The 6,002-nt window shown below is 49.2% G+C and carries 7 protein-coding genes; 6 read left to right on the top strand and 1 reads right to left on the bottom strand.

Annotated elements, in window-relative coordinates; translation table 11 throughout:
* Nucleotides 1-594: 594 nt before the first annotated feature.
* The 6 genes from Q1Q75_RS22345 to Q1Q75_RS22320 all read left to right on the top strand — a co-directional run bounded on the left by Q1Q75_RS22345 (nt 595) and on the right by Q1Q75_RS22320 (nt 5,051).
* Nucleotides 595-2,040, top strand: a complete 1,446-nt coding sequence (locus tag Q1Q75_RS22345) for an AAA family ATPase (RefSeq protein WP_300675398.1) — start codon at nt 595-597, stop codon at nt 2,038-2,040.
* On the top strand, nt 2,033-2,506 hold the full coding sequence (locus tag Q1Q75_RS22340; RefSeq protein ID WP_300675397.1) for a retron system putative HNH endonuclease: 474 nt from the start codon (nt 2,033-2,035) through the stop codon (nt 2,504-2,506). Before Q1Q75_RS22345 ends, Q1Q75_RS22340 begins: the two co-directional genes overlap by 8 nt.
* Nucleotides 2,507-2,511: 5 nt before the next feature.
* Complete coding sequence (locus Q1Q75_RS22335) at nt 2,512-2,676, top strand: hypothetical protein (RefSeq protein ID WP_300675395.1); 165 nt, start codon at nt 2,512-2,514, stop codon at nt 2,674-2,676.
* A gap of 295 nt (nt 2,677-2,971) precedes the next feature.
* Nucleotides 2,972-3,202, top strand: coding sequence for a helix-turn-helix transcriptional regulator (locus Q1Q75_RS22330; protein WP_300675393.1), 231 nt, complete (start codon nt 2,972-2,974; stop codon nt 3,200-3,202).
* 3 nt (nt 3,203-3,205) lie between these two features.
* Nucleotides 3,206-4,441 carry a type II toxin-antitoxin system HipA family toxin gene (locus tag Q1Q75_RS22325; protein WP_300675391.1) on the top strand — a complete coding sequence of 412 codons (1,236 nt, stop codon included), beginning with the start codon at nt 3,206-3,208 and terminating at the stop codon, nt 4,439-4,441.
* Nucleotides 4,442-4,820: 379 nt separating this feature from the next.
* Entirely contained in the window at nt 4,821-5,051 is a 231-nt protein-coding gene (locus tag Q1Q75_RS22320; RefSeq protein WP_366945288.1) for a helix-turn-helix transcriptional regulator, read from the top strand.
* 186 nt (nt 5,052-5,237) lie between these two features.
* Here the strand turns inward: Q1Q75_RS22320 and Q1Q75_RS22315 are convergent, their stop codons facing one another.
* Nucleotides 5,238-5,798, bottom strand: a complete 561-nt coding sequence (locus Q1Q75_RS22315; RefSeq protein ID WP_300675400.1) for an ATP-binding protein — start codon at nt 5,796-5,798, stop codon at nt 5,238-5,240.
* Between the last annotated feature and the right edge of the window lie 204 nt (nt 5,799-6,002).

Raw genomic sequence — 6,002 nt, 5'->3', positions numbered from 1 at the left:
AACAACCGGAAGCAAATCTCCGGAAAGAGACCCTCCAAAAGATTGCCGATGCCTTGGGGGTTGGGTTTGAACAGATTGAGAATATGTGAAGTAGATAAATGCAGATGGAAGAAAGCGGATGAAGGGTACGACACGAGGAGGCGAGGAGGGGTCGCGTCTTGACATTGGACAAAACATAAACCATACCCTCGGCTTTCCCCACCTCATGTACTTCATGCCCTTCATGAGCCCCCGCTTTTACTTTTCCCCTCCCCCATCTGTGCCTGTCTGTGACATCTGTGGCCCAATTTTTTCTTTTTTAAGGGGCGAAGCCGTTTTAATCCCGCGGATAACCAGACACGAGCCAGAAGTTGTGGTGTTTATTGCCAACCGAGGCTTAGATGAAAGTCCACCGCCAACCGCAACGTAATCATCTTGCGGCATGAATCCGAAAGACAAATTTATCCTTGCCATAATCATGGTGGATAGTGATAGATACGAAGGGCCTTATGAAATAAAGGAGCCGTTTCACGCTGAGCCAGGCTTTGAAATGGCCAGCATCAACTATGATTTGAGTAAATTGCTTTCAAAAGCCGTTTCACCGGAGCAGAACCCATGAAGCTGACACAAATCGAGGTCGAAAACTTCAGATGCTTTGAAAAGATCACACTCGATCTACACCCCGACCTTACTGTGCTCATTGCACCCAACGGCGGGGGAAAAACCAGCATTCTGGATGCCCTTCGCATTGCCGTATGGCCCTTTGTGAAGGCGTTTGATCTTGGCAGCCAGACTGGCAAATCCGCAACCATTCAGACTGAAGATGTTAGAAGAATCAAGGGTGACTCTGGAGAGATGGAACCCAGGGTTCCCTCGACGGTTCGGGTCTCGGGAAATCTTCTGAGCGGAAAAAACGATCTCAAGCATTGGGTTCTGTCACGGGAAAAGCTCACCCCTCGCTCCAATACATTGATGGATGCCGGGGCAAAGAGCCTTACAAACTATGGGAAAACCTTACAAAGAAGAGTCCGAAGTTTTGAGGAGGTGACGCTCCCTCTGATGGCTTACCTTGGCACAGGAAGACTCTGGTACCAGGGCCGTTACCATGGCAAAGCAGATGAAAAAAGCCTGAATCAGGACATTTTCTCCAGAACCTGGGCATACCAGAACTGCATCACGGCGTCTTCCAGCTACAAACAGTTCGAAGACTGGTTTGTCTGGGTCTACAAAAGCTACATGGAGCATCAGATCCACACTATGGAGGATGAGATCTCTCCGGAGGACGATGTACGCCCGTTCAAAGAGGCCATCGCTGTGGTCCAGAAAGCAGTGAACGAGATAACCCAACACGCCACCGGCTGGAAGAACCTGACCTACCGGACATCTTTAAAGCAGCTGGCCATGAGCCACCCTGACCACGGGCTCATGCCCCTCTCATTTTTGAGTGACGGCCTTAGAAACACCGTGGTGATGGTGGCAGACCTTGCCTTTCGCTGTATTCGCCTTAACCCTTACTTGGGCGAAAGCGCGGCCCTTGAAACATCGGGAATCGTCATGATCGATGAGGTGGATATGTTTCTCCACCCCGGCTGGCAGCAGACCATCATCGGAAGCCTCCAACGGGCCTTTCCAAACCTCCAGTTTGTGGTGACCACCCACAGCCCCCAGGTACTGACCACCGTCAAAAGCGAGTCGATTCGGATACTCAAACAGGCTCACAGCACTGAAACAGGCTCTGTGAGTGTTTCGGTTGAATCACCGACGATTCAATCCCGGGGCGTAGCAAGCTCCGACATCCTTGCCTGGCTCATGGACCTGGATCCCACACCCGATGTGGAAGAAGCCAGATGCTTGAGTGCCTATAGAGGCTTGATCCAAAAGGGATACGCTGAAACGCCTGAAGGGATGAAGTTGCGCAAAACACTCATTGAGCATTTCGGTGAGACACACCATGAAATTCTGGAGTGCAATCGCCTCATTCGCCTTGCAGACATGAGACAAACCATGAAATCCAAGCTCCCGAAGGCGGGTAAACGGGAGGCTGTCAAAAAAGGTGCATAAGTTGAAACGCCCATCCCCTCCGAACTGCCTCTCCAAGTACCGCCACGGAAGAGATAACTGGAGCCTTGTGACAATCGAGGACAAAAAAGGAATCTGGGTGCAACTCCATGCCATGCAGGGGAATCTGTGTGCATACTGCGAATCTCCTCTCCTGACGCAAAATGGGCAGCGAGATGCCCACATCGAACACTTTCGACAAAAGGGAAAAGACCCCAGAGTAACCTTTGAATGGGACAACCTCTTTGGATCATGCAACAGGAAAATCAGTTGCGGTCGTCACAAGGACGCGCACCCTGCCTATGACCCTGCTCTTCCCATTAAAATGGATGAAGAGGATCCGATCACTTTTTCCTCTTTGTCAGCGATGGCACCATCGCCATCAACGACGAACTCTCTGAACCAGAAAAAGAACGGGCTCAGGGTACCTTGGCCATCTTTAACCTTGACGCAAAACATGGTGCATTGAGGCAGATGCGAAAAAACGCCGTTCAAGGGTACCTTCAAACCGCAGAAGAGCTGGCTGAAATGGCGGCCCTTTTTGGTGAGGACGAGTGGGTTCCTTTTTTAATGGCAGAAATCAAGGCCATCAAAGGCCAGCCCTTTGAAACGGCCATTCGGCATACGTTGATGCTCTGATAAAAAAATAGGGGAGAGAGGTCGTGACATTAGACAAAAGCGCTCATCATGTTCTTCTTATCTGCCCCCTGCTGCCACCTTCATGAACTTCCTACCCTTCATCTGTGGCCCGACATGTTTTTTTAAGCGGCGAATCCCCTTCCGATACCCTGTCTGGCTGAGTCCTTCTATGCATAATTTTACCGTAAGGGAAAAATAGGTTGTCATCATACGATATTTTCCATATCGTTACCGAACAGGAATAAAATCGCATTTTCACAACTAAAACCCCACATAATGCCCGAACGGGAACACAATGCACCCAGCATCAGAGATGACCCTCATAAAAAATGCGGCAGAGATTGGCAAAATGATTCGCGCCAAAAGAAAAAAGATAGGAATGACCCAGGCGGATTTTGCAGGGCTCTGCAATGTGGGAACCCGGTTCATCTCTGAGCTTGAAAACGGGAAGGCGACCTTAGAGTTTGATCGTGTGTTAAGGGTCACTCGGCTCATTGGAATCGACCTCTTTGCAAAAGGCAGGTGATAGGTGCAAATTCTTCATGTGTTCATACACGACCAACTGGCCGGCGTTCTTTCTCAGAAAGATCGGCTTTTCACCTTTGAGTACGCATCAGAGTATCTCACTTCAGACCACCCCATCCCGCTTTCTGCCACCTTGCCGTTAATTTCTGATGCCCATGCCCACGATCGGGTGAGGGCCTTTTTTTCGAACCTGCTCCCAGAAGGCGACCTGCGGAACCTCATCGCAAAAGATCGTAAAATATCTGCAGACAACGATTTTGCGTTACTTCGAGAGATCGGTGGAGAGTGCGCAGGAGCTGTCTCCCTTCTCACCCCTGGTGAGCGGCCTCAAGCAAAGGCCTCCTATAGGCCGTTACCCGACAACCTCCTTGCCGATATGATAAAGTCGGCATCGCTGAGACCTCTCATCATCCACAGCGATGAACTTCGCCTCTCCCTTGCCGGAGCCCAGAACAAAATCCCTGTCTATTATGAAAACGACCAATTTTCTCTTCCCAACGGAAGTGCACCAAGCAGCCATATTCTCAAGATCGCCTCTCCTGGATTTCCCGATCTCATTGAAAATGAATTCTTCTGCATGAAGCTTGCGCAAAAGGCGGGGCTTCCGGTGCCTCGGGTGTTTATCTGGACTTATGAAGGGATCCATGCCTTTATCATTGAGCGCTATGATAGATACAGAGATGACAAAGGGTGCCTTCACCGGCTCCACCAAGAGGATTTCTGTCAGGCCCTTGGCGTCATGCCTGACAGAAAATATGAAAACGAGGGCGGCCCTGGATATGCCAACTGCATTCAGTCCATCAATGAACTCTGCACCACACCGATCGTTGAAAAAAACAAACTGATCGATTGGATGATATTCAATTTTTTAATCGGCAATTGCGATGCCCATGCAAAAAACGTCTCCCTGCTGTACACGCAAGCAGGCACAGCCCTCGCGCCGTTTTACGATCTCGTCTCCACCCTCATCTACCCGGAGCTCTCACAAAAAATGGCCATGCATATCTGCGGAAAAGGACAGATGAATTACCTTTTCCCCATCCACTGGCAACGCTTGGCAGGAGACCTTGAAATCAGCGTCAAGCAACTGCGTCGCAGGCTGAAAAAGATATCCAGACTTCTCCCAGCCCTGACAGAAAATATCAAAAAAGAAATGCCTGACGATCCTGTTTTACAGGAGACTGCCACGAAAATTATGGCAATGATTCAGGCTCAAGCTCAAAGGGTTAAAAACATGTGAACGATTTCCCTAAAGCACTTACGAGAAGGCGCGAGAAGGGGCCGCGTCTTGACATTGGACAAAACATAAAGTCACACCGTCCAGACCTCCATTCCCCCCTACTTTCCCCGCCTCATGAACTTCATGCCCCATCGTGAACCCCCGCTTTTAATTTTCCCTTCCCCCATCTGTGCCCATCTGTGACATCTGTGGCCCGACTTGTTTTTTTAAGCGGCGAAGCCCCTTCCGATACCCTGCCTGGCTGAGTCCTTCTATGCATAATTTTACCGTAAGGGAAAAATAGGTTGTCATCATACGATATTTTCCATATCGTTACCGAACGGGAATAAATCTTGTCATTACAATTAAAAAACCCATATAATGCCCGAACGGGAACACAATGCAGCCATCATCAGAAATGACCCCCATAAAAAATGCGGCAGAGATTGGCAAAATGGTTCGCGCCAAAAGAAAAAAGGTCGGAATGACCCAAGCGGATTTCGCTGGGCTCTGCAATGTGGGAACCCGATTCATCTCTGAGCTTGAAAACGGCAAGCCTACCTTAGAGTTTGATCGTGTGTTACGGGTCACCCAGCTCATTGGCATTGATCTCTTTGCAGAAGGCAGGTGATAGCCCGGATATTTCATGAAAAACCAAAACACAAAATGTCATTTACAGCTTTCTGCTCGAACAAGTGCCGGCACTCAGTGTCCGATACCATTTATGAGCCATTTATGAGCCAGTTATGAGCCGGCTCATAACTTATGCGTCAGGCGCAAATGTTATGGCTTAAGCTCATAAAAAGCCCCCCTGCGACTACCGAACATACTCAGCTTTTTGGCCTGATTTTTGATAAACCTTAACACTCAGCGTGTAGGACCGCCCTCGTTTCGAACCGTGCGCTTCAATGAGACTTGCTTCAACCAACTTTTCCACTGCAGCCCTCACAACAGTCTCCGGTTTTTGAACTGATTTTGCAAGTTCTGCGGTGGTCAATCGGCGCTCGTCTCTCAGGCGAGAAAGAATGATCAGGGAATCAATCGGCATTGCACCAAGCTGTTCTTCACGGGTAATGACCATATGCAAAAAATCAAGATCGGCAACAGCAGCAGCCATCCAAACGGAAACGGTATATGAGGTGGACATGGAATAATCAGGCAATGGCCGTCCATAACGCAGCATCCCTTCAAAAATCCGATCAATGCCGCGCCCGGTACGTTCTGCCAGTCCAATGCGCTTGATGATATCTGCCAACAATGGGTTTCGGGAACGAGGATCGGCAACCAACAGATTTTCAAGGGTCACCCCTTCCACGAAACCTCCAGGATTGCTGATAGTCATACCATCGGTATCCAACTTGACATGTACGGCACCCAGGCGGCTATCCCGGATATTTCATGAGAAAACAATCAGGACCAAGGAATAATCCGTAATGATAGTTCTTCGCAGTCATATTTTCAGTCGTTTCAAAAATGCAAAATGTAATCCACGGTATTCTGTCTGATTTTCTCACCCTTCGGGCGAGCCGGGTGCACTCATCTGCCGCGTTATCAGAGCTTTGAGGTAAACCACTACATCTTC

The organism is Desulfoluna sp. (assembly GCF_030145185.1).
In the GTDB taxonomy this organism is placed as follows: Bacteria; Desulfobacterota; Desulfobacteria; order Desulfobacterales; family Desulfolunaceae; genus Desulfoluna.
Note: the sequence above shows the minus strand (reverse complement) of the source record. Positions and strands in the feature narration are given on the sequence as shown.